The organism is Glycomyces amatae, from assembly GCF_020991375.1.
Classification (GTDB): domain Bacteria; phylum Actinomycetota; class Actinomycetes; order Mycobacteriales; family Micromonosporaceae; genus Glycomyces; species Glycomyces amatae.
Window position 1 is genome coordinate 379,048 of record NZ_JAJLQZ010000003.1, and the last position, 20,487, is coordinate 399,534.

The 20,487-nt window shown below is 74.4% G+C and carries 21 protein-coding genes; 7 read left to right on the forward strand and 14 right to left on the reverse strand.

The window, feature by feature from the left end; translation table 11 throughout:
- Positions 1 to 5 precede the first annotated feature (5 nt).
- The 8 genes from LO763_RS06905 to LO763_RS06940 all read right to left on the reverse strand — a co-directional run bounded on the left by LO763_RS06905 (position 6) and on the right by LO763_RS06940 (position 8,823).
- Positions 6 to 1,238 (reverse strand): MFS transporter, encoded by a 1,233-nt coding sequence (locus tag LO763_RS06905; RefSeq protein WP_230601226.1) that lies wholly within the window; start codon positions 1,236 to 1,238, stop codon positions 6 to 8.
- Positions 1,235 to 2,221 (reverse strand): ABC transporter substrate-binding protein, encoded by a 987-nt coding sequence (locus LO763_RS06910; protein ID WP_304608793.1) that lies wholly within the window; start codon positions 2,219 to 2,221, stop codon positions 1,235 to 1,237. Before LO763_RS06910 ends, LO763_RS06905 begins: the two co-directional genes overlap by 4 nt.
- Entirely contained in the window at positions 2,218 to 3,003 is a 786-nt protein-coding gene (locus LO763_RS06915; protein WP_230601227.1) for an ABC transporter ATP-binding protein, read from the reverse strand. The genes LO763_RS06910 and LO763_RS06915 overlap by 4 nt, the downstream gene beginning before the upstream one ends.
- A gap of 1 nt (position 3,004) precedes the next feature.
- Positions 3,005 to 4,093, reverse strand: coding sequence for a FecCD family ABC transporter permease (locus LO763_RS06920; RefSeq protein ID WP_255671904.1), 1,089 nt, complete (start codon positions 4,091 to 4,093; stop codon positions 3,005 to 3,007).
- A gap of 565 nt (positions 4,094 to 4,658) precedes the next feature.
- On the reverse strand, positions 4,659 to 5,801 hold the full coding sequence (locus tag LO763_RS06925) for a Gfo/Idh/MocA family protein (protein ID WP_255671971.1): 1,143 nt from the start codon (positions 5,799 to 5,801) through the stop codon (positions 4,659 to 4,661).
- Between the two features lie 26 nt (positions 5,802 to 5,827).
- Positions 5,828 to 6,946, reverse strand: a complete 1,119-nt coding sequence (locus LO763_RS06930; RefSeq protein ID WP_230601229.1) for a Gfo/Idh/MocA family protein — start codon at positions 6,944 to 6,946, stop codon at positions 5,828 to 5,830.
- The gene (locus tag LO763_RS06935) at positions 6,943 to 7,713 is read right to left on the reverse strand and encodes a ThuA domain-containing protein (RefSeq protein ID WP_230601230.1); all 771 of its coding nucleotides are present in this window, start codon (positions 7,711 to 7,713) and stop codon (positions 6,943 to 6,945) included. Before LO763_RS06935 ends, LO763_RS06930 begins: the two co-directional genes overlap by 4 nt.
- Before the next feature lie 72 nt (positions 7,714 to 7,785).
- A complete protein-coding gene (locus LO763_RS06940; RefSeq protein ID WP_230601231.1) occupies positions 7,786 to 8,823 on the reverse strand; it encodes a LacI family DNA-binding transcriptional regulator in 1,038 nt (345 codons plus the stop codon).
- Positions 8,824 to 8,978: 155 nt separating this feature from the next.
- On the opposite strand from LO763_RS06940, the gene LO763_RS06945 reads away from it, so the two are divergent.
- On the forward strand, positions 8,979 to 10,130 hold the full coding sequence (locus LO763_RS06945) for a GyrI-like domain-containing protein (RefSeq protein ID WP_230601232.1): 1,152 nt from the start codon (positions 8,979 to 8,981) through the stop codon (positions 10,128 to 10,130).
- Positions 10,131 to 10,178: 48 nt separating this feature from the next.
- Here LO763_RS06945 and LO763_RS06950 read toward each other — a convergent pair whose 3' ends face one another.
- Both LO763_RS06950 and LO763_RS06955 read right to left on the reverse strand, forming a co-directional pair.
- Positions 10,179 to 11,327 (reverse strand): sensor histidine kinase, encoded by a 1,149-nt coding sequence (locus tag LO763_RS06950; protein ID WP_230601233.1) that lies wholly within the window; start codon positions 11,325 to 11,327, stop codon positions 10,179 to 10,181.
- On the reverse strand, positions 11,324 to 11,992 hold the full coding sequence (locus tag LO763_RS06955; protein ID WP_230601234.1) for a response regulator transcription factor: 669 nt from the start codon (positions 11,990 to 11,992) through the stop codon (positions 11,324 to 11,326). Before LO763_RS06955 ends, LO763_RS06950 begins: the two co-directional genes overlap by 4 nt.
- A 141-nt stretch (positions 11,993 to 12,133) precedes the next feature.
- Here LO763_RS06955 and LO763_RS06960 point away from each other — a divergent pair, with 141 nt between their 5' ends.
- From LO763_RS06960 to LO763_RS06980, 5 genes are all read left to right on the forward strand, one after another.
- Positions 12,134 to 12,640 (forward strand): hypothetical protein, encoded by a 507-nt coding sequence (locus LO763_RS06960; protein ID WP_230601235.1) that lies wholly within the window; start codon positions 12,134 to 12,136, stop codon positions 12,638 to 12,640.
- A complete protein-coding gene (locus LO763_RS06965) occupies positions 12,637 to 13,674 on the forward strand; it encodes a peptidoglycan-binding protein (protein ID WP_230601236.1) in 1,038 nt (345 codons plus the stop codon). The genes LO763_RS06960 and LO763_RS06965 overlap by 4 nt, the downstream gene beginning before the upstream one ends.
- Complete coding sequence (locus LO763_RS06970) at positions 13,671 to 14,339, forward strand: ABC transporter ATP-binding protein (RefSeq protein ID WP_230601237.1); 669 nt, start codon at positions 13,671 to 13,673, stop codon at positions 14,337 to 14,339. Before LO763_RS06965 ends, LO763_RS06970 begins: the two co-directional genes overlap by 4 nt.
- The gene (locus tag LO763_RS06975; protein ID WP_230601238.1) at positions 14,326 to 15,495 is read left to right on the forward strand and encodes an ABC transporter permease; all 1,170 of its coding nucleotides are present in this window, start codon (positions 14,326 to 14,328) and stop codon (positions 15,493 to 15,495) included. Before LO763_RS06970 ends, LO763_RS06975 begins: the two co-directional genes overlap by 14 nt.
- Before the next feature lie 98 nt (positions 15,496 to 15,593).
- The gene (locus tag LO763_RS06980) at positions 15,594 to 16,517 is read left to right on the forward strand and encodes a UbiA family prenyltransferase (RefSeq protein WP_230601239.1); all 924 of its coding nucleotides are present in this window, start codon (positions 15,594 to 15,596) and stop codon (positions 16,515 to 16,517) included.
- A 4-nt stretch (positions 16,518 to 16,521) separates the two neighbouring features.
- Here the strand turns inward: LO763_RS06980 and LO763_RS06985 are convergent, their stop codons facing one another.
- Positions 16,522 to 17,082: a DUF4291 domain-containing protein gene (locus tag LO763_RS06985; RefSeq protein ID WP_230601240.1), complete on the reverse strand. Its 561-nt coding sequence runs from the start codon at positions 17,080 to 17,082 to the stop codon at positions 16,522 to 16,524.
- Positions 17,083 to 17,148: 66 nt separating this feature from the next.
- Entirely contained in the window at positions 17,149 to 17,580 is a 432-nt protein-coding gene (locus tag LO763_RS06990) for a DUF2000 domain-containing protein (protein WP_230601241.1), read from the reverse strand.
- A gap of 49 nt (positions 17,581 to 17,629) precedes the next feature.
- Between LO763_RS06990 and LO763_RS06995 the strand changes: the two genes are divergently transcribed.
- Positions 17,630 to 18,418: an AraC family transcriptional regulator gene (locus LO763_RS06995; RefSeq protein WP_230601242.1), complete on the forward strand. Its 789-nt coding sequence runs from the start codon at positions 17,630 to 17,632 to the stop codon at positions 18,416 to 18,418.
- A 165-nt stretch (positions 18,419 to 18,583) separates the two neighbouring features.
- Here the strand turns inward: LO763_RS06995 and LO763_RS07000 are convergent, their stop codons facing one another.
- Together LO763_RS07000 and LO763_RS07005 are read right to left on the reverse strand one after the other, a co-directional pair.
- Positions 18,584 to 19,675: a Gfo/Idh/MocA family protein gene (locus LO763_RS07000; protein WP_230601243.1), complete on the reverse strand. Its 1,092-nt coding sequence runs from the start codon at positions 19,673 to 19,675 to the stop codon at positions 18,584 to 18,586.
- Positions 19,660 to 20,364 (reverse strand): ThuA domain-containing protein, encoded by a 705-nt coding sequence (locus tag LO763_RS07005; protein WP_230601244.1) that lies wholly within the window; start codon positions 20,362 to 20,364, stop codon positions 19,660 to 19,662. The genes LO763_RS07000 and LO763_RS07005 overlap by 16 nt, the downstream gene beginning before the upstream one ends.
- Positions 20,365 to 20,487 lie beyond the last annotated feature (123 nt).

Consider the following 20,487-nt stretch of genomic DNA (forward strand, 5'->3'; position numbering starts at 1 on the left):
AGTCCTCAGTGGCCGGCCGCCGCGCCGTCCGGCGCGGGCCGCGGCAGGGCGAGCGCCGCGGCGATCGCGAGGGCGCCCAGCAGCGGGAGCGCGAGCGCGGCGGCGATCCCCGGGTAGCCGAAGAGCGCCAGCCCGGCGCCGCCGAGGGCGGCGCCCGCGAAGACCCCGAAGCTCATGCCCGCGGCGTTGACGCTCAGGGCCGCCGCGCGCAGCGGGCCGCCGCGGCGGACGATCAGCACGGTGATCGCCGCCGCCGTCACCGCGTGCCCCGCCGACTGGACCACGGTGGCGGCCAGGGCGAACCCGAGTGCGGGAGCGGCGAACAGGGCGATGAGCCCGGCGGTCGCGGCGACGACGCCCGCGAGCAGCACCGCCGCGACCCGCTGGGGCGCCTCGGTCCTCGCGATCCACCGCCCGGCCGCGTAGTTGCCGAGGAAGAACGAGAGGCCGCTGAGGGTCCACACGAGTGTGAACGCGGCGGCGCCGAGCGCGTAGGCGTGGGCGTACCAGGCGGCCATGTAGGACAGGCAGCCCATGAACGCGGCGGTGCGCAGGGAGGCCGCGGCGATGAGCGCCGACAGGGCCCGGTCGCCCGCGAGGCGGCGGAACGAGCCGAGGTAGCCCGGCGGGGGCTCCGCCGGGTCCGGGCGGCGGTGGCGGTCCGGCCGCAGGGAGAAGCCCGCGGCCAGCGCCGCGGCGACGATCGCGGTGGCGACGAGGGCCCCGCGCCATCCGGCCTGGGAGGCCAGGGCGCCGATGACCGGCCCCGCGGCGACGGCCGCGAGCGACTGCGCGGCCGTGACCAGGGTCGCGGCCCTGCCGGAGGTCGATTCGTCGGCGTAGCGGTCGGCGGCGGCCGCGAGGAGCGCGGGCGTCAGCAGCGCGGTGGCCGTGCCGATCAGGGCGCAGAAGGCCACGAGCGCCGGGTAGCTGCCATGCAGGGCCGCGAGGGAGCCGAGGGCGAGGGCCGCGAGCGCGGCGGCGCTCACGCGCCGTTTGGCGAAGCGCCCCAGGAGCGGCGCCGACACGACGCCGACGACGAGCGCGGCGACGCCGCCGAGGCCGCGCAGGGCCCCGACGGCGGCCACGTCCCCGCCCGCGGCGCGGGCGATCGGCACCAGGAACGTCGAGTAGACGGTGAACGGGAAGAGGCCGATCGCCGACGCCAGCAGCAGCGGCCACAGGTCGGCCCACAGCCGCGCCTCGCTCGGGGCGGTCCCCTGGTGCGCCTTGGTCACTGGATCGAGTTCAGGTACTCGGAGAAGGCCTCCATGCCGTCGATGATCCGCGGGCCGCTGATGGCCTCGTTGTAGTCGAGGATGAAGAAGCGGTCGTTGACCACGGCCGGGAGGTCGGCGGTGTTGGGGTTGGACTTGAGGAAGGCGATCTTCTCCTCGGCGGGCTGGTCCTGGTAGTCGAGGACGGCGATGACGTCGGGCTGGGCGTCGACCACGGGCTCCCAGCCGACCTGGGTCCAGCGCTCATCGAGATCGGCGAAGACGTTCTCGGCGCCGGCCTTGGCGAAGATGTCGTTGGGCGGCACCTGGTTCCCGGCGGTGTAGGGCTGGTCGGTGCCCGAGTCGTAGAGGAAGACCTTGAGCGGTTCGCCTTCGGGGGCGGCGGCCTCGACGGCGGCCACGCGCTCCCGGTAGTCGGCGACGAGCTCGGCGGCGGCCTCCTCGACGTCGAAGATCTGCCCGAGGCGCTCGAGGTCGGTGTAGAGGCCTTCGAGCGGGGTGGTCTCCTCGGGGAAGCCGGGGTAGTTGAAGCACGACTCGGTGTGCATGAAGCTCTGGATGCCGAGGCCGTCGAGGATCTCGGGGGTGATGCCGCGCTCCTCGCTGAAGCCGGAGTTCCATCCGGCCACGACGAAGTCGGCGCCGGCGTCGACCACGAGCTCGCGGTTGAGCAGGTCGTCGGAGAGGAACTCGGTCCCGGCGTAGTCGTCGGCGAAGGGCGACTCCTCGACGGGCGGGTTCGCGGGGGGCATGACGTAGCCGTGCACGTGGTCGGCGAGGCCGAGCGCGAAGAGCTTGTCGGCGCTGCCGGCCTCGTAGACGACGGCGCGCTGCGGGACGGTGTACTCGACGGCCTCGCCGCAGCGGTCGACGGTGACCGAGGCGGTGTCCTCCGCGGACTCGACTTCGGCGCCGCATGCGGTGGCGGCCAGGGCGAGGGCGAGGGCGGCGCCGAGGGCGGGCGCGCGGCGGGTGGCGTTCATGTTCGGGTTCCTTCGGTGTCGGGGATCGAGTAGAGGAGCTGCGGGCGGCCGGTGCGCGGGTGCGGGACGACCTCGCCGTCCACGCCGAACACGGTCGCGAGCAGTTCCGCGGTGAGCACTTCGTGCGGCTCGCCGACCGCGACGACGCGGCCCTCGGCGAGCACGGCGATCCGGTCGCACACGGCCGCGGCGAGGTTGAGGTCGTGCAGGACGGCGAGGACGGTCAGGTCCGATGCGGCGATGAGGGACAGGAGTCCGAGCTGGTGGCGCAGGTCGAGGTGGTTGGTGGGCTCGTCGAGGACGAGGACGCTCGGCTGCTGCGCGAGGGCGCGGGCGACCAGGACGCGCTGCATCTCGCCGCCGGAGAGGGTGAGGGCGCCGCGGTCGGCGAGGTGGGCGACGTCGACGCGCTCCATGGCCTCCCGGCACAGCCGCCGCTCGGCCTCGCTGAGGCGGCCGCCGTGGCGGTGGTGCGGGTGGCGCCCCATCGCGACGATCTCGGCGACGGTGAAGTCGAGGTGGGTGCGGTGCTGCTGGGTGACGGCGGCGACGGTGCGGGCGGCCTCGTGCCGCGGCAGCCGCCACAGGTCGCGGTCGCCGACCCAGACGGCGCCGCTGGAGGGCGGCAGCGCCCGGTAGACGCCGCGCAGCGCCGTGGTCTTGCCGGAGCCGTTGGGGCCGATGATGCCGAGCACCGAACCCGAAGGAGCGCTGAGGGTGAGGTCGCGGACGATGGCGGTGCCGCCGATGTCGACGCCGAGCCGGTCGAGGCGCACGTCCATGTCAGCTCCCTCCGAACAGGTAGCCGCGGCGGCGCAGCAGGTAGACGAAGACGGGCACGCCGATGAGCGCGGTGACCGCGCCGACGGGCAGTTCCCTGGGGGCGACGAGGGTCCGGGAGGCCAGGTCGATCCAGACCATGAGGACGGCGCCGGCGAGCGGCGCGACGGCCAGGACCCTGCCGTGGTCGGCGCCCACGGCGATGCGCACGACGTGCGGCACGATGAGGCCGACGAACCCGATCGCGCCGGAGGCGGCCACCATGACGCCGGTGACCAGCGAGGTGAGGGCGAGCAGCCAGGCGAGCTGGCGCCCGGTGTCGACGCCGAGGCTCGATGCGGTCTCCTCGCCCAGCGACAGGACGTCGAGGACGCGGGCCTTGCGGGCGAGGACCGCGATCCCGGCGGCGACCGCGACGGCGACGATCGGGAGCGTCGTCCAGCTCGCCGCGCCGAACCCGCCCATCGTCCAGAAGAGCACGGTGCTGGCGGCCTCGGCGTCGGGCGCGAAGTAGACGAGGACGCTCATGGCCGCCTGGAAGGCGAACGACATGGCGACGCCGACCAGGACCAGGCGCAGGGGGCTGAGGCCGGTGCTCTGGGCGGCGGCGAGGTAGACGACGGCGGCGGCCGCGAGCGCGCCGAGGAACGCGCCGCCGGAGACGGCGTAGATGCCGAGCGCGCCGAGGCCGCCCCACACGCCGACGGCGACCGCTCCGGTCGCGGCGCCGGCCGAGACGCCGAGGAGGTAGGGCTCGGCGAGGGGGTTGCGGACCATGGCCTGGACCGCGACGCCCATGGCGCCGAGGCCGGCGCCGACGAGCGCGGCGAGCAGGACGCGGGGCGTGCGGATCTGCCAGACGATCTGGTAGCGGCCGACCTCGTCGGCGGGGATGGTGCCGCCGGTGAGCGAGGCCCACAGGTAGGCGGCGGTGTCGGCGGGCGGGATGGAGGCCGATCCGGCGCCGATCGCGACCAGGGCCGAGGCGGCGAGCACGGCGGTGAGCGCGGCGGCGAGGAGCGCGACGGGTCGGCGGGGGCGGGTGCCGTCGCGGGGTGCCCGCTGCCGCTGGGCGGCGGCCGTGGTTGCCATGGGGGTCCTCTTCGTTCGGAGATCGGAGAGATAATGACATCGGTTTTCATTCTATGATGGCGGCTCGGTCCGGATGTGAGCTGGGCTTCACTCGCGAGTGCGGGTTCGGGCGTCCGCGTCCGTTTCGCGGCGCGGTGGCGGACCGCCCGGGCGCCCGTCCCGGTCCGCGCCGCCGAGCGGCGCCCCGGCCGCGCCCGCGGTACCGGCGTCGACATAGGCCAGAGTCCCCCGGCCCCGGCCGCGCGAGGGCGCCGAACCAGGCGACTTGGACGAGGAACGTTCCGGTGACCCGGCCGCGCGAGGGCGCCGCGTCTGACGCAGCGGGGCGCCGACGTCCTTGCGGCGCAAGCTCGGTCGCCGCGCCAGGGGTGTTCGCGGTCCGTGGGCGAGTCGACGTCCGAGTCCATGGGTCGGTCGGGTCGGTCTTTCGGCACCGGCGGGGGCGCGGCCCGCCGCCGCGCTGCGACGGCCGGACGGCGACCGCCGAGGGTTCCGCGCCCCTGGTCCTGGGACACGGGAGGCCCGGCCGCGTTCGCGGCCGGGCCTCAACGTCGTTGCGCTGGAATCAGACCGCGGTCCAGCGGCTCTCGTCCCCGGCGCTCGCCTCGACCGCCGCCAGGACCCGCTGGACCTGGAGCGCGTCGGCGAACGACGGAGCGGGCCGCTCGCCGTTCGCGATCGCCTCCACGAGGTCCACCGCCTGGTGCGTGAAGCCGTGCTCGTAGCCGAGCCCGTGCCCCACCGGCCACCAGTTGCCCGTGTACGGGTGCTCCGGCTCGGTGGCCTGGATGCGGCGGAAGCCCGCGTTGGGCTCGTCGGCCGCGTCGTAGAACCACAGCGAGTTCATGTCCTCGAAGTCGAACGCGAGGGACGCCTTGGAGCCGTTGAGCTCCAGGCGCATCGCGTTCTTGCGTCCCAGCGCGAACCGGGTCGCCTCGAAGACGCCCACGGCGCCGTCGGAGAACCGGGCGGTGAACATCGCGGCGTCGTCCACCGTGACCGGTCCCTTCGGGCCGTCGGCGCCGCCGTGGCCGCCCAGGCCCACGAAGTCGCCGCCGACGGGGCGCTCCTTGACGAACGTCTCCGTCAGCGCCGAGACGCCGGTGACGTTCGCGCCCGAGATCCACTGCGCCGCGTCGATGATGTGCGCGCCGATGTCCCCCAGGGAGCCCGAACCGGACTTCGACTTGTCGAGCCGCCAGGTCAGCGGCGCGTTCTCGTCGGTGAGCCAGTCCTGGAGGTACTGCGCGCGCACGTGCCGGATCGGCCCGAGCGCCCCGGACTCGACCAGGCGCTTCGCGAGCGAGAGCGCCGGCGTGCGGCGGTAGCTGAAGCCGCACATGGCGAACGCCCCGCGCGCCTCGGCCGCTTCGGCGGCGGCCGTCATCCGCTCGGCCTCGGCCACCGAGTTCGCCAGGGGCTTCTCGCACAGCACGTGCTTGCCCGCCTCGAGCGCGGCGATCGCGATCTCGGCGTGCATGTCGCCGGGGACGCAGATGTCGACCAGGTCGATGTCGTCGCGCTCGATCAGGCGGCGCCAGTCGGTCTCGCTGGAGTCCCAGCCGAGCTTCGCCGCGGCGGCGGCGACCCGCTCGGGGTCGCGCCCGGCGACCGCGGCCATGCGGGGCGCGAGCGGCAGGTCGAAGAAGCGCGGCGCGGTCCGCCACGCGTGGGAGTGGGCCGCGCCCATGAAGGCGTATCCGACCATGCCGATGTTGAGGGTCCCGGTGTCGCTCACTGCGGCTCCTTCTTCAGGCTCAGGGCGTCGCGGACGGACGGCCACGCCTTCATGACGGCGCGGACGTCGGCGTCGCGTTCGGTGGCGAGCGCGGCGTCGTAGGAGCGGTCGAGCACGTCGTCGACCGCGACCCGCCGCCCCTGCGACGCGCTCTGCGTCGCGGCCTCGACCATAGCCAGGCTCATGACGTTGGCGTGCACGCGCCCCATGGGTTCGCGCCCGCGGCGCAGGGCGGCGACGAACTCGCGGAGGGACCCCGCGATCTCCCGCCCCGGGTCGTCGGCGGGCTCGGCCGCCTCGTCCGGGTCGGCGCCGGGCTCGCCCTCGCCGTCCCACAGGACGGTGCCGCGCTCGGCCGAGATCCGCCAGGAGCCGTTCCAGGAGGTCTCGAAGCCGGGGCTGCACCAGCTGCCGTTGAAGACGAAGCGGGCGCCGCCCTCCATCGCGAAGACGGCGGTGGCGGCCGCGTCCCCGGCGTACCAGCTCCAGGCGGGGTTGTACTCCTCGCAGGAGACCGAGACGGGGTCGGCGTCGAGGAGGAACCGCGCCATGTCGAACTGGTGGATGGCCATGTCGAGCAGGAGCGGGCTGGCCATCTCGTCGCGGAAGCCGCCGAACCGGGGCGCCTTGAAGAAGTCGACCGCGACGATGCCGACGGCGCCGAGTCCGGCGAGCCGCCGCTTGGCCTGGTGGAGCGAGCGGTGGTAGCGGCGGGACTGGCTGACCATGAACAGCTGCCCGGTGTGCTCGGCCGCGGCCGCGAGCGAGAGGCCCTCGGCCACGCTGGCGGCCACGGGCTTCTCCCCCAGGACCGGGAGCCCGGCCAGGAGCGCCGCGGTCGTGACCGGGTGGTGCGCTTCGGGAACGGTGACGTTGACGATCGCGTCCGCACCGGTGCGGCGGGCGAGTTCGACCGCGTCGGCGCCCAGGGCGAGGCCGGGGGCGCCGACCTCCTCGGCGGCCGCTTCGGCGGCGGCGGACGAGAGGTCGGCGATGCCGACGAGCTCGGTGTCCTCGGCGTCCCGGACGGTGCGGGCCCAGGCCCGCCCCATGCCGCCGGCGCCGACCACGACGAGGCGCAGCGGCCCGTCGCCGGCGATGGTGCGGAAGCTCATCGCTCGAACGCCCCCTTGTAGCCCTGGCCGTTGAAGAAGTCGTCGGTCTCGTAGCGCAGCAGCGTCGGCGTCTCGCGCTCCCGGTCGGGGCGGGCCCACTCGACGCCGTTGGCGATCACGTGGTTCACGTCCGGGTGGTGGTAGACGGGGAAGTCCTGGTCGCCGGGGCTGAAGTAGAAGATCCGGCCGAACCCGCGGCGGTAGGTCATGCCGCTGCGGAAGACCTCGCCGCCGGTGAAGCCGGAGATGAAGACGAGTTCGTCGGGGGTCGGCACGTCGAAGTACTCGCCGTACATCTCCTGCTCGGGGATGACGATCGGGTTCGGGATGCCGCGGGCGATCGGGTGCTGGGGGTTGACGGTCCACACCAGCTCGCGGTCGTGCTCGCTGCGCCAGCGCAGGGTGCAGGTGGTGCCCATGAGCTTCGTGAAGATCTTGGACCAGTGCCCGGAGTGGAGCACGATGAGCCCCATGCCGGCGAGGACGTGCCGGTGGACGCGCTCGACGATCTCGTCGTCGACCTCGTGGTGGGCCGCGTGGCCCCACCAGACGAGCACGTCCGTCTCGCCCAGCACGTCGCCGGTCAGGCCGTGCTCGGGCTCGTCGAGGGTGTGGGTGGTGATGGTCGCCTTGCCGCCGAGCCACTCGCCAACGCCCTTGGCGATGGCGCCGTGCATCCCGTCGGGGTAGCGCTCGGCCACCGACGGCTCGACTTGCTCGTGGCGGTTCTCGCCCCACACGACGACGCGGATCGGTTCGTTGGCCATGTCCTGGTGCTCCTTCTGTTGCGGGTGTGTTGTGAGCTTAAAATTTTCGGGCCGCGGCGGCGGCGCGGCGTCTCACGCGGCGCGTTCCGTACTGGAGCGCAGTGCGAGCCGGGGCGGCAGCAGGACGTGCTCGGGCTCGGCGGGCGGGTCGACGACCAGGCGCACCAGTTCGGCGGCGATGGCCGCCGACGCCTGCCGGACCGAGGTGATGCCGACGGCGCCGAACGAGGTCAGCGGCGTGTCGTCGTAGCCGGTGACGGCCACGTCCGGGCCGGGGGCGAGCCACCGGCTCTGGAGCGCGATGACCGCGCCCGCGGCGAGCTGGTCGGAGGTGCAGACGAGCGCGGTCGGCGGCGAGGGCGCGTCGAGGAGGTCGGCGGTGACGCGGACGCCGGTGGCGAGGTCGCCGCCGCAGCGGGCGATCCGGCTCTCGGCGACCGATCCGCCGAGCCCCAGGCGGAGGCAGGCCTCCCGGTAGCCCTGCTCGCGCTGGGCCATGGTGACGCTGCGGGGGTCGGCGCCCACGAACGCCAGTTCGCGGTGGCCGCGCTCGGCGAGGTGCTCCACGGCCATCGCGATGCCGAGCGCGGCGTCGCCCTCGGCCCAGCTCCAGGGGCTCGCGAACGCCTCGCCGGTGCGGCCGTAGGCGGCGAAGGGGATGCCGCGCTCGTGGAGTCCGACGGGCCGGGGGTCGTCGGAGCCGACGTTGGAGATGACGAACCCGGCGACGGACTGGCCGAAGTACAGGTCCTCGCAGGCGGTCATGAGCGCCTCGGGGTCGAGGCCGGTGATGAGGGCGAGGTTGCGGTCGGCGGCCTGGCAGGCGGCGGCGAGGTCGTGGAGGAACGCGTCCATGTACTGGTTGCCCGCGGTGTCGCGGGGCGGGAGCACGTACCCGATCTGCCGGGGCCGCGCGAGCCGGAGGCTGCGGGCGACGAGGTTGTTGCGGTAGCGCAGCTCGTCCATCGCGGCGTGGACCCGGTCCCGGGTCGCCTCGGCGACGACCTGGGGCCGGTTGATGACGTTCGAGACGGTCATGACCGAGACGCCCGCGCGCTCGGCGACGTCCGCCATGCTGGCCTTGCGCCGCGGATCGGGCGGTCTGCTCACCGGCCGCCCTCCGTTCCCGTCGCGGGGCCCGATGGTTCGGGCCCGGTGGCGCGCCGCCGCGAATTTTAAGCATAAAGTCGCCTGGCGGTCAAGGCCCCGGGCCGCGCCTCGGAGGCGCCGGGCGACGCCGTCTATTCCAGTACTAGAATACCGGCATGACCGCGTTGACCGATGGGGAGTTCACGGTGCTCGGCCTGCTCGTGGAGCGGCCGCGCCACGGGTACGAGCTGGAGCGGGTCATCGAGGAGCGCGGCGTGCGCGCCTGGACCTCGCTCGGATTCTCCTCGATCTACTACGTGCTCGACAAGCTCGCGGGGCGCGGCCTGATCGAGGCGGTCGGCGGGCCCGCTCGGGGGAAGTCGCGGGCCGTCTTCCGGGCGACCGCCCCGGGCCTGGCCGCGTGCGCGGACGCGGTGCGGGGGGCGCTGGCGGACGCGGCGCCGATGCGGTCCCGCGTCCTAATCGCGATGGCGAACAGCGCGGTGCTGCCGGACGCCGAGGTGGCCGCCGGGCTGGCGCTGCGCCTGGAGGCGCTGCGGGCCCGGCTCGCCGAGGTCCGGGCGGCCCGCGCCGCGCAGGAGCCCCTGCCCGCGGGCGCCGCCGCGGTCTTCGACCACAGCGAGGCCATGCTCGCCGCCGACCTCGGCTGGACCGAGGCCACGCGGGCCGTATTCACCGAGGAGAGCATGATGGACAAGTACGACGTCAAGAAGGCCCGCCGCGACCTGTACGCGCCGACCGCAAAGGCGTTCACAGTGGTCGACGTGCCCGAGATGCGCTACCTCGCCGTCGACGGGCACGGCGACCCGAACACGTCGCCCGAGTACGCGGACGCGGTGGAGGCGCTGTACGGCACCGCCTACACGCTGAAGTTCGCGAGCAAGCGCGCCCTGCGGCGCGACTTCACGGTCGCGCCCATGGAGGGGCTGTGGCGCGCGGACGACCCGGCCGCGTTCGCCGAGCGGGACAAGAGCGCGTGGTCGTGGACCATGATGATCGGCCAGCCGGACTGGATCACCGAGGCGATGGTCCGGGACGCCGTGGCGGCCGTCGCGGAGAAGCGGGACAACCCCGCCCTCGCCGGCCTCCGGCTCTTCACGTTCACCGAAGGCACCTGCGTCCAGATCCTGCACGTCGGCTCCTACGACGACGAGGGGCCCGTGCTGGAACGGCTGCACCGGGAGTACATGCCCGCCAACGGGTACGAGTTCAACGGCGACCACCACGAGATCTACCTCAGCGACGCGCGGCGGACCGCGCCCGCGAAGCTCAAGACCGTGCTGCGGCAGCCGGTCAGGCCCGTGTAGGCCGGGCTTCAGGCCCCGCCCCCATCGGATCTCGGGGGCGGGCCGGGTTCAGGCCGCCGGGAACACCGCGGTCACGAGCAGGCCGCCCTCGCGCCCGGGGATCGCGGTGAGTTCGGCATCGTGCACGCGCGCAACCGAATCCACGATGGACAAGCCGAGGCCGACGCCCCGGACCGACTCGATGCGGTCGCGTCCCTCGCCGCGCCGGAACGGCTGGAACAGCGAGTCGACCTCGTAGGCGGCCACGACCGGGCCGGTGTTCGCCACCGCCAGGCGGGCCCTGCCGCCCGCCGCGCCGGTCGCGACCCGGAGGGTGCCGCCGGCGCGGTTGTGCCTGACGCCGTTGGCGATCAGGTTCGACACGAGGCGCTCCAGGAGCACGGCGTCGCCGACGACCACGGCCTCGCCGGCCTCGACGTCCACCGTCACACCGGCCTCGTCGGCCTCGGCGGCGAACTGGGCGGCCACGTGCGCCGCGATGTCGGCCAGGTCCACCGGCGCGGGGTCGACGGGCGCCTGCTCGCTCCCGGCGAGGTGGAGGAGGCCGTCGATGAGCCGCCCGTGGCGCTCGTTGACCGTCAGGAGGTTCGCGGCCAGGTCCCGCACCCGGTGGTCGGCGTCCGGCCCGGCCGCCGCCACCTCGAGCAGGGTCCGGTTGATCGCCAGCGGCGTCTTCAACTCGTGGGAGGCGTTCGCGACGAAGCGGCGCTGGCCCTCGAAGGCGCTGTCGAGCCTGGCGAGCATGCCGTCGAAGGTGTCGGCGAGGCGCTTGAGCTCGTCGTTCGGGCCCTGGAGGCCGATGCGCTCGTGCAGGGACCGGTCGGCGACGCGCGTGGCGGTGGCGGTGATCGCGTCGATCGGGCGCAGCACGCGCGCGGCGATGAGGGAGCCGAAGGCGACCGCGAGCAGGCCCACGACCACGAGCGCCGCGACCGAGCCGAGCAGGACCGCCTGGAGCGTGGCGTCGTTGGCGGCCTCCTGGCGCCGTATCACCGTCTCGATGAGCGCCGCCAGCTCCGCGTCCTCCGCGCCGAACTGGGCCCGCATCCGGGCGATCGCGTCCAGGGAGTCACCGGTGTCGGGCATGTTCTGGGAGACGCGGTCGCGCACGATCAGGTACACGACGGCGATGAGCACGGCCCCGGCGGCGAAGAACGCCCCGCCGTACCAGAGGGTCAGCCTCGTGCGCAGTCTCATCGCCGCTCCCCGCGGACCACGTACCCCGAACCGGGCACCGTCTCGATGACGACCGGGTCGCCGAGCTTGCGGCGCAGCGTCATCATCGTCACCCGGACCACGTTGGTCGCCGGGTCGATATGCTCGTCCCAGACCTTCTCCAGCAACCGCTCGGCGGAGACGACGGCCGCCCCGGGCCGCAGCAGCTCGGCGAGCACCCCGAACTCCTTCTTCGACAGCGGCACGTACCGCTCCCCGCGGAACGCCTGGCGCCCGACCGTGTCGAGCCTGATCCCGGCGCGCTCGAGCACCGGCGGCGCGGCGGGCGTCGCCCGCCTGGCGAGCGCGCGGACGCGGGCGACGAGCTCGGTGAACGCGAAGGGCTTGCCGAGGTAGTCGTCGGCGCCGATCGACAGGCCCTTGACGCGGTCGTCGATCCCGGAGGCGACGGTGAGCATGAGGACCCTGGTCGCGTGCGGCCCGGCGACGACCTTGCGGGTGAGGTCGTCGCCGCCGACGCGCGGCAGGTCCCTGTCCAGGACCGCCACGTCGTAGTCGTAGGCGGCCAGGCGCAACCGGGCGGCGTCGCCGTCGTAGCAGACGTCCACGGCCATGCCCTCGGCGCGCAGCCCCTTCGCTATCGCGTCGGCGAGCATCCGCTCGTCCTCGACCACCAGCACGCGCATGCGAGTCCCTCCCTCGTCCGGTCCCCAGTCTGCCCGGGCCCGCATAAGGCCCGCGTAAGCGCGGACGCTCACGGAGAACACACGCGCGGGGGGCTTCACTTGCCGCACTGATGTCGACCGGTCTCTGGAAGGGGACGACACATGATGCAACGAGTAGGGCTCGCGGCGGCGGCGCTGGGGGCGCTGATGCTGTTCGCGGCGTGCAGCGAGGAGCCGGACGATGGAGTCGCGAGCGTCGACGGCTCGGCCGCCGAGGAGTCGCCGAGCGAGGACGTCGGCCAGGAGGAGGCCCTCCAGAACTTCGCCGAGTGCATGCGGGAGCAGGGCGTCGACTTCCCCGACCCCGATCCCGACGGCGGGTTCGAGGGCGCGGAGGAGCTGCGCGACATCATGGCGGACGAGGCCGAGGCCGTCGAGGCCTGCCAGGAGCACCTGGCCTCCGGCGAGCAGGACCTCGACGACCCCGAGATGCGGGCGGCGATGCTGGAGTTCTCGCAGTGCATGCGGGACAACGGCGTCGAGGACATGCCCGACCCCGGCGAGGAGGGCTTCGGGCCGACGCTGCTCGAGGAGGGCGGCGACGACCCGGACTGGGACGCCGCGCTCGAGGCGTGCCAGGGCGTCCTCGGAGAGGTGCGCGGCGAATGAGGCGGCGGACGGTGGCGATCGCGGTCGGCGCGGTCGCCGCGGCGGGGCTGGCCGCCGCCGGAGCGGTGCACGTGGCCGGCGGCGAGGAGCCGACCGCGGCGGCCGAGGACCCGGGGGCGACGGCGACGGTCGAGCAGCGGGACCTCGCGAAGTCCGAGGAGGTCGTCGGGACGCTCTCCTACGGCGACGTGCGCACGCTGAACGGCTCGGTGCCCGGGACCGTGACCTGGCTGCCGAAGGCCGGATCGGTGATCGGCGCCGGCGACGCGGTGTACGACGTCGACAACGTGCCGGTGGTCGCCATGCACGGCGACCTCCCCCTGTGGAGGGACCTGGCGCCGGGGGTCGAGGGACCCGATGTCGCGCAGCTGGAGTCGAACCTCGTCGAGCTCGGGTACGAGGGGTTCACCGAGGACGACGCGTACACCGACGCGACGGCCGAGGCGGTCGAGCGGTGGCAGGACGACAACGGCATGGAGGAGACCGGGGCGGTGGCGGTGGGCGCGGTCCTGTTCTCCCCGGGTCCGGTGCGCGTGGCCGAGCAGGTCGCGGCCGTGGGCGACCCGGCGAACGGGCCGGTCCTGGGCTACACCTCCGACCGGCGGCGCGTGACCGTGCAGCTGGAGGTCGCCGACCAGGACCTGGTGGCCGTGGACCAGGCGGTGGCGGTGACGCTGCCGGACGGGACCGAGGCCGCGGGCGTGGTCGACGCGATCGGCCAGACCGTGAGCGCCGCCGCCGAGGACGAGCCTGAGACCGTCGAGGTCGCGATCGGCGTCGACGACCAGTCCCTGCTCGGGGACCTGGTGTCCGCGCCGGTCACCGTGGAGCTGGTGTCCGAGACCCGCGAGGACGTGCTCGCCGTCCCGGTCGAGGCGCTGCTGGCGCTGCGCGAGGGCGGCTACGGCGTCGAGGTCGTCGACGGGGCCGCGACGGCGCTCGTGCCGGTGGAGACCGGCGTGTTCGCGGACGGCCTCGTCGAGGTCGCGTCCCCGGAGCTGGCCGCGGGCATGACCGTGGCGGTGGCGTCGTGAGCGTGGTGGCGCTGGAGCAGGTCGCGAAGGCCTACCCGGGGGTCACGGCGCTCGAGGCGGTGACGCTCGCGATCGGCGCGGGCGAGCTCGTGGCGATCTGCGGCCCCTCGGGGTCGGGCAAGTCGACGCTGCTGAACCTGGCCGGGACGCTCGACCGCCCCACGTCGGGCACGGTGCGGGTCGCGGGCGAGGACGTCTCGGCGCTGTCGGACCGCCGCCTGTCGCGGCTGCGCGCCGCCGAACTCGGCTTCGTGTTCCAGCAGTTCCATCTCGCGCAGGGGATGTCGGTGCTCGACAACGTCGCGGACGGGCTCCTCTACGGCGGGGAGCGGCGCGTGAGGCGCCGCGAGGCCGCTGCGGCCGCGCTTGAGCGGGTGGGCCTGTCCCACCGGGTCGGGCACCGCCCGCACGAGCTGTCCGGCGGCGAGCGCCAGCGCGTCGCGATCGCCCGGGCGATCGTGGGCGGTCCGAGCCTGCTGCTGGCCGACGAGCCGACCGGGAACCTCGACTCGGTGTCGGGTGCGACCGTGATGGCGCTGCTGCGGGGCCTGCACGAGGGCGGCACCACGGTCGTGGTCATCACGCACGACCGCGACATCGCCGCGGGTCTGCCGCGGCGCATCGAGATGCGCGACGGGCGGGTGGTGCGCGATGCGGTGGACTGATCTGCTGCGCGTCGGCGCGCACGGCCTGCGGACGCGGCCCCTGCGGGTGGCGTTGTCGGCCGTCGGGATCGCGATCGGGATCGCGGCGATGACGGCGGTCGTGGGGATCTCGGCGTCCAGTTCGGCCGAGCTGGACCGCAAACTCGCGGAGCTGGGCACGAACCTGCTCACCGTGGGTCCGGGGCAGTCGCTGTTCGGCGGCGACTCGCAGCTGCCCCTGGAGGCGGTGCCGATGATCGAGCGGATCGCGCCGGTCGAGTCGGCGGCGGCCACGGGAGCCGTGGACGCGAAGGTGTACCGGACCGATCTGATCCCCGGGAACGAGTCGGGCGGCATCGCGGTGAAGGCCGCGGAAGCGGACCTGCTGGAGGTCGTCGGCGCCGAAGTCGCCGCGGGCCGGTGGATCGACGGGGCCGCCGGGGACTTCCCGGCGGTGGTCCTGGGCGCGGACGCGGCCGGGGCGCTCGGGGTGAGCGCGGGGCCGGAGGTGCAGATCTGGCTGGGCGGGCGGTGGTTCGCCGTGGTCGGCGTGCTCGCGCCGGTGGAGCTGGCGCCGGAGCTGGACAACGCCGCGCTCGTCGGATGGGCGGCGGCCGAGAGGTACCTGGACTTCGACCTGCACGCCACGGAGGTGTACGCCAGGGCCGCCGAGACGGCCGTGACCGACGTGCAGGCGGTGCTCGGCGCGACGGCGAACCCGGAGCATCCCGAGGAGGTCGACGTGTCGCGCCCTTCGGACGCGCTGGTCGCGGCCGAGGCCGCGGAGGCGTCGTTCACGGGGCTGCTGCTCGGGCTCGGCGCGGTGGCGCTGCTCGTCGGCGGTGTCGGGGTGGCGAACACGATGGTCATCTCGGTGCTGGAGCGGCGCGGCGAGATCGGGCTGCGGCGCTCGCTCGGGGCGACCCGGGCGGACGTGCGGGGCCAGTTCCTGGCCGAGTCGCTGCTGCTGTCGCTGCTGGGCGGGGCGGGCGGGGTCGCGCTCGGCTCGGGCATCACCGCCGCCTATGCCGCGTGGCAGGGCTGGCCGCCCACCGTCCCTGCGTGGGTGCTGGCCGGGGGCGTCGCGGCGACGGCGGCGATCGGCGCGGTCGCCGGGCTCTATCCGGCGGTGAAGGCCGCCCGCCTCTCCCCCACGGAGGCGCTGACCGCGCCCTGAGACGGGCGGTGCGCGCGTGAAGCGGCTCCCTCGCGCGAGGGAGCCGCTTCACGCTGCGGAGGGAGGCCCGCGGCGCCGGGCGCTCCGAGACTGGATCCATGAGATCCGCACTCCTGCAAGCGCCTCCGGCGGCACCGTCCGGCGCGCGGCGGTGGGCCCGGGACCTGCTGGCCATGTCCCGGCCGCGCTTCTGGACGGCGTCGTTCGTGATGGCGGAGGTCGGGTTCGCGCTCGCGACGCGCCGCATCGTCCCCCGCGGGCCCGAGGCGGTGACCATGCTGCACCTGCTCCTGGTCACCGGGCCGCTGCTGTGGCTCGCGGTGCTCGCGGTCAACGACGCGAACGACCTCGCCACCGACCGGCTCAACCCGCGCAAGGCCGACTCGCCGCTGGTCGCGGGCCGGGTCCCGCGGCGCGCCGCGCTCCGGATCGCGGTGGCGGCGGGGGTGCTGACGGTGCTGGCCGCGGTCCCGCTCGGGGTGCTGTTCACGGTCGGCGTCGCGCTGGTGGTGCTGCTCGGGTGGGCCTACAGCGCCCCGCCGGTCCGGTTGAAGGCCAGGCCGGGCGCCGACCTGCTGTCCAACGCCGTGGTCGGCGTGCTCGGGCCGCTGGGCGGCTGGGTCGCCTTCACCGGTGCGGCGGAGGGGTTCCCGTGGCCGATCGCCGTCGTCGGCGTCCTGGCCGCGGCCGGGCTGTACCTGCCGACCGTCGCCGCCGACCGCGACGCGGACCGGGAGGCGGGCGTCGGGACCATCGCGGTGTCCCTCGGTCCGCGCGCGGTCTTCGAGCTCGGATTCGCGCTGTGGACGGCCAGCGCGGTCCTGGCGTTCCTCCTGTCGCTCAACGGCGTCGTGCTCGACACCTCGCTCGTGCCGTTGCAGCTGGTCGCGACGCCCGCGCTGCTGGCGATGTACCGGGTGCTGCTGCGGGACCGCCCTTCGTTCACCGCGATCACGGTCGTGGCCTGCGCGTACCTGGTGCCGTGCGCGGGCTTCGCCGTGACCTATGTGGACTCGTTCTGAGCGGTCACGGGGTGATGCGCCGCTCCAGCGCCTCGGGCAGCGGGTAGGGGCGCTCGGGGGGCAGGAGCCGCCCGATCTTCGCGGCACGGCCGCTGCGGACCAGGTCCGCGGCCTTGCGGACCTGCGGGGTGAGATCGGTCAGTGCGACGATCCAGTCGTCGTTGAACGCGCGGATCAGGCGGCGGCCGACGCCGACCTGGATGCTGTAGTGGTTCAGCGCGGCCCCGCGCGGGGAGCGCTCAGGGTCCCACTGGACGTGCACGGCCGCCGCCGCGAGGGCGGCCGGGTCGCCGGTCGTGAGCGCACTCGCGGCGAGGGCCTCCTCCCACCCCTCGCGGGTGATCCGCACCGCGAGGACGCGCTCCTGGCCGGGTTTGCGGGCCCAGTTGCTGCGGTGCATGAGCCACAGGAGCGACGGCTTGATCCAGGTCATCCGGTTGAACGAGAACGGGGCGGTGAACCGGCCGGCCCGCAGCGCGGCGTCGGCCACGGCGGGCGCGTACGCCTGGTAGACCGTGACGGTGCGGTCGTCGAAGTCGGCTCGGATCTGGTACTGGGGCGCCATGTCCGCAGCGTGCCACCGGCGGGGCCGCCCCGCAAACCGGTTTCCCGGCCTGCGGGGCCCCGGGGTTCAGGGGTGCATGCGGGCGCCCTTGACGACCCGGTCCACGGCGTTGCGCGGGCCGTGGATCCCGACGCCGACGAGGTCGAGCTCGTCGGACGCCACGGCGGCGACCGCGGCGCGGTTGTCCCGGTCGTTGCCGGTGGCGAACAGCTCCGCGGTGAAGACCGAGAGCGCCAGGCCGCGCTTGGCGGCCTTGGCGCGGGCGGCGCCCAGCAGCTCCCCCGGCCCTTCGAGGACCATCACCGGCTGGCGGAACATGGCCAGGTAGCCGACCCCGTCGGCGTCCGCGTACGGCTCGCCGACCACCTCGGGCTCGGCGGGGCCGATCCCGCTGACGAGGAAGGCCGTGACGTTCAGGCGCTGCCAGACCGCGAGGTCCTCGCGCAGCAGCACCGCGATCTTGGTGTCGAAACGCACCGGTGCACTCTCTTGCTCCATGCGTGCAACGCTACGAATCGCCGGACCCCCCGTCTTGTACGTTCTTAACGTGGTGGCCCCGTCGCAGATCCAGGCCTGGCGCCCGCCGGTGGGCGGGATCGCCGAGGCCTTCCACGCCCGCTTCACCGACCACGCCTACCCGATGCACGTCCACGACACGTGGACGCTGCTCATCGTCGACGAGGGCGCGGTCCGGTACGACCTGGACCGGCACGAGCACGGCGCGCTGGACGGCATGGTGACGCTGCTGCCGCCGCTGGTGGCGCACGACGGCCGCTCCGCGACGCCCCGCGGCTTCCGCAAGCGGGTGCTGTACCTCGACGGGACGCTGCTCGACGAGGCGCTCGCCGGCCGCGCGGTCGACAGCCCCGAGATCGCCGATCCGGTGCTGCGGCAGCGGATCCACCGGCTCCACGGGGCCCTGCTGCGCCCGGGCGACGAGCTGGAGGCCGAGAGCCGCGTCGAACTGATCGCCGAGCGGCTGCGCGGGCACCTGCGGCGGGAGCACGAGGCCGCGGCGCCCCGGAGGGACCGGCGGCTCGCCCACCGGATGCGCGACCTGCTGGACGGGCGGGTAGCCGCCGGGGTGAGCCTGCGGGAGGCGGCGGCGGCGCTGCACGCCCACCCGGCGCACCTGGTGCGGTGCTTCGGCCTCGAGTTCGGCATCGCACCGCACCAGTACCTGCTGACCCGCCGCGTGGACCGGGCGCGGAGGCTCCTGCTGGCCGGGGAGCCGCCGCACGCCGTCGCGGCGCGCACCGGCTTCTACGACCAGTCGCACCTGACGCGGCACTTCAAGCGCGTCGTGGGCACCACCCCGGCCCGCTACGCGGCCTGAGGCGCGCTGCCCGGCCCGCCCTCGGCCCGCCGCCCCGGCCGGGCGGTGGCGGGTGCGCGGTCTGCCGCTGTCCGGTCGGGGCGCGGGTCGGGTGACCGAGGTCGCGCGCGGCCGGGGTCCGCGGCGACGAGCGCCGCGAGTCCGCCGCCGTCCGAGGCGGTGCGCTCAGGCGGCCTGGGGCGCGTCCTGGAGCGGGACCGCCGCGGGGCGTTCGCACGTGCTCGCCACGGCGACCGCCGCGCCGCCCTCGGCCGAGGCCAGGAGCGAGGTCATGATGTCGAGCACGTGGTAGGCCAGTGCGCCGTCGGCGCGGGCGGGGACGCCCTCCGGGGCGGCCGCGAGGTCGGCGAGGCCGTAACCGCGCGCCGCGCCCCGGTATCCGGCGCTCGGCGGCAGGGTCTCCCACGCCCCGCCGAGCGGGTGGAGCAGCACGTCGCCGTCGAACCCGTTGGGGTCGGGCACGATCAGCGAGCCGGACTGGCCGTGGACCTCGATGTTCGAGGCCCGGGTGGCGACCGAGTCGAAGCTCATCACGAGGGTCGACAGCGCGCCGGACTCGTGCCGCAGCACCCCGGTCACGTGGGTGTCGACGGCGACCGGAACGACCTCGCCCTCGCGCGGGCCCGAGCCGATCGTGCGCTCGTCCCGCGTGTGGCTCGCGGCGCCGATGACCGAGGCGACCGGGCCGAGGAGCGTGACCAGCGCGGTCACGTAGTACGGCCCCATGTCGAGCAGCGGTCCGCCGCCCGGCTGGTAGTAGAAGTCCGGGTTCGGGTGCCAGCGCTCGTGGCCGGGCGTGGCCATCGTGGCGGTGGCGGCGACCGGGGCGCCGATCGCGCCGTCGTCGATGGCCTTGCGGGCCGTCTGGACGCCGGTGCCGAGGACGGTGTCGGGCGCGCATCCCACGCGCACGCCGGCCTCGCGGCCCGCGTCGATGATCGCCTCGGCGTCCTCGAGGGTCGCGGCGAGCGGCTTCTCGCCGTAGACGTGCTTGCCCGCGGCGACGGCCTTGAGCGCGATCTCGGCGTGCGCGGCCGGGATCGTGAGGTTGAGGACCACGTCCACTTCGGCGTCGGCGATCAGCTCGTCGACGGCGAGGGCGCGCACGCCCCGGGCCCGGGCGACGGCCTCCGCGCGGGCGGGGTCGGCGTCGGCGACCGCGGTGAGGCGCACCGACTCCAGGCGCTCGAACGTGGACAGGTACTGGCCGGAGATCGCCCCGACGCCGACGATGCCGACCCTCAGCGGCTGGCCCACAGGATGCCCCTCTCGATGATGGTGCGCACGTTGGCGTCGGCGAGGACGCCCGTGTCGTGGCCGGGGGTCGCGACGAAGATCCGGCCCTCGCCCCACAGGCGGGTCCAGACGGCCGGGCAGGTGACCGGGCGGTGCCAGGCGTGGTAGGCGGTGACGGGGATGGTGGTGGTCGCGAGGACGTCGTTGTACTCGTCCGAGAGGACCCAGTACTGCTCGGTGTGGAGGTCGAAGTCCCCGATGCCCTCGACGATCGGGTGGTCGGCCCGCTCGGGGACGATGTTGACGGTGTGGTGCGTGAAGCAGTCGGCGGCCTCGCCCTTCAGCTCCTCCTGCGGGGCCCGGGTGGGGTGGGTCGCGAACTGGCCGCCGATGAACTGGAGGTAGTCGGAGCTGTTGCGGTAGGAGTCGGCGATGCCGCCGTGCCAGCCGGCCATGCCGGCGCCGTTCTCGACCGCGGCGATGAGGCCGCGCAGCTCGTCCTTGTCGATGGTGTTCATGGTGTTGGTCTGGACGATGACGTCGACCGTGGCCATGTAGCCGGCGTCGGCGTAGACGGCGGTGGCGTCCTCGACGCGGACCTCGTACCCGTGCTCGCTCAGGAAGGGGAGGAAGGAGTCGGTGGCCTCGACGGGCTGGTGCCCGTCCCATCCGCCGCGCACGACCAGCGCGCGCTTGTGCTCTGCTGCCATGGGAGTGTTCGCTCCAAAAGTTGCGCAAGTTCAGCGTCGGTTCGGCGCCTCGCCGCTCATTATGACAAGAGTTTCTCGATAAAACCAGTGGGGTCACGGCGCCCGAAGTTGCGCAACTTCCGG